General features: G+C 46.1%; 1 protein-coding gene. It reads left to right on the top strand.

Annotated elements, in window-relative coordinates; translation table 11 throughout:
- Positions 1-30: 30 nt before the first annotated feature.
- Positions 31-2,006, top strand: a 1,976-nt coding sequence (locus CDG79_RS44650; protein ID WP_223278668.1) for a DUF3854 domain-containing protein, incomplete at its 3' end; no start/stop codon positions are given.

Genomic DNA, 2,006 nt, shown 5'->3' with positions numbered 1-2,006 from the left:
TCACTTGACCCGTTGAATAATTGGCTCCCAATGGAATGGGGGCGCATTAAGCCCAACTTCCCCCGCATTGATTGGCAAAAAGGGAAACCCGTCAAATACGAATCACCCCCCAAGACAGCTAACCGCGTCACCTACTTCGATATTCCCAACTGCATATTAAATCTTATTGCACGGCGCTACAACATCCCCTCAGTTACAGAAGTGCTTTTTGCAAAACGTGGTCAGAAGCTGCATATTAAAAGTCGAAGAAAAAACGCTCTCTATGCTGCCAACTTCCGGAATTCGCTCTCATACGCGCAGTCTAGTTCCCTTTTAGCACTGTGCAGAAAAGACATACTCAATCCCCTAATGTTTTGGTTATGGGTAAAGCAGCACAAACTGAATTTCATCGACTCTCACCAGAAAGATATACAACTTACCTTCTGGGAGTGGGTAAAACAACATCCAGAGATTCCGATTATCTTATGCGAGGGTGAGAAGAAAGCCGCTTGCTTGCTCTCTTTGGGGTTTGTAGCGATCGCACTCCCCGGAATTTGGAACGGGCGCGTGGGCAAACAGGATCTTGATGAACGGCTGCATCCTGACTTAGTACCAATGGCTCAGGCGGGGCGCAAGTTCATAATTCTTTTTGACTACGAAACTTCTTCTAAAACCAGGTGGTCAGTTTTTCAAGCCACTGTTCGCACCATTAGAACTATCGAATCCCTCTTCTGCACAGGTGAAGTTGCATTACTACCAGGCCCAGAAAAAGGCGTTGATGATTTTGTGGTTGGTCGCGGTGAAAATGCTGATACCTTACTAACTGCGATCGTAGACGATGCCAAATCACTCAAAGATTACCAGCGCTCGTATCGGGCTAAAAAATGGGGACTTAGCAAATACAGACCAGATGTTACTGTTAATGTCAAGTATCTTTCTGAAGCTTTGTGCATTCCTGAACTTGAAGAAAAATGCTTGAGAGTGCCTGAGCTTTATGATCGTAAAGAAGGCAGGAGGCAGAGGGCAGAAGGCAGAAGGGAAGAATTTGACCCTGGCTCTAACCCCGCTCAATTCTTGGCCACCAAATCGGAGATTATGGTGGGGGACTCAGACCCCTGTTCACTTTGGTCACGGGCAGAGAGCGAAAACAGTATTCCTTCTGCCTCCTGCCTCCTGCCCTCTGCCTTTCTTGTTGAAAAGGAACAACTTTTCACGCCATCTATAAAAGGACATCAAAGAAAGAAGGAGTCTACCGATTCTGGCGGAGTTGATTCATCCAAGTCGAAGAAATCCCCTACCTTCAATTTCCCAAAATCAGGACTAGTCGTACTGTGGAGCGACATGGGTACAGGCAAAACTGAACTCATGCGCTGGTGGCGTGACCAAAATCCTAACGCACGGTTCCTCAACAATGGACATCGCGTAAATTTGCTGAAAAATCTTGCCCTTCGCTTGCGGACGGCGATGTACTCCGACTTGGGTTACACAGGTTTAGCGCAGGCGCAAGCTCTTAGTATTACTATTGACAGCTTGCACAAGCTTAATACCCAATCCCTAAAGTACGGCTGCATTTTTATTGATGAAGCTTGCCAATACCTCACGCACCTACTACACAGTAATACTTGCAAACAACATAGAGCCGCAATTCTGGAAGTACTGGAATATATAGTATACAACGCCCCACTGGTTGTCATCGCTGATGCACACATGGATGACCTGACAGTGGACTTCTTTCTGGCGATGCGACCCAAAGGTGAAGTTCCTTACATCGTCAAAAACGAATTCCGAAATGGCGGTCGCACTATATATTGGTACGAAGGCAGTAATAATAGCGCCCTAGTTGCCCAAATCTCAGCAGCCCTGATGCTAGGTGAGAAAATCATGGTTGCCAGTGACTCCAAGCGTTTTATCAAAAAACTCGACAAGTCATTTACTATCAAATACGAACAATCTAACTCTGACAAATCCCATACATCCCAAAAATGGCGCATCTGGTCGGTTCATTCCGATAATTCTGGCAGTGATGA

It is taken from the genome of Nostoc sp. 'Peltigera membranacea cyanobiont' 232, assembly GCF_002245985.1.
In the GTDB taxonomy this organism is placed as follows: domain Bacteria; phylum Cyanobacteriota; class Cyanobacteriia; order Cyanobacteriales; family Nostocaceae; genus Nostoc.
This window is presented reverse-complemented; position numbering and strand designations above follow the sequence as displayed.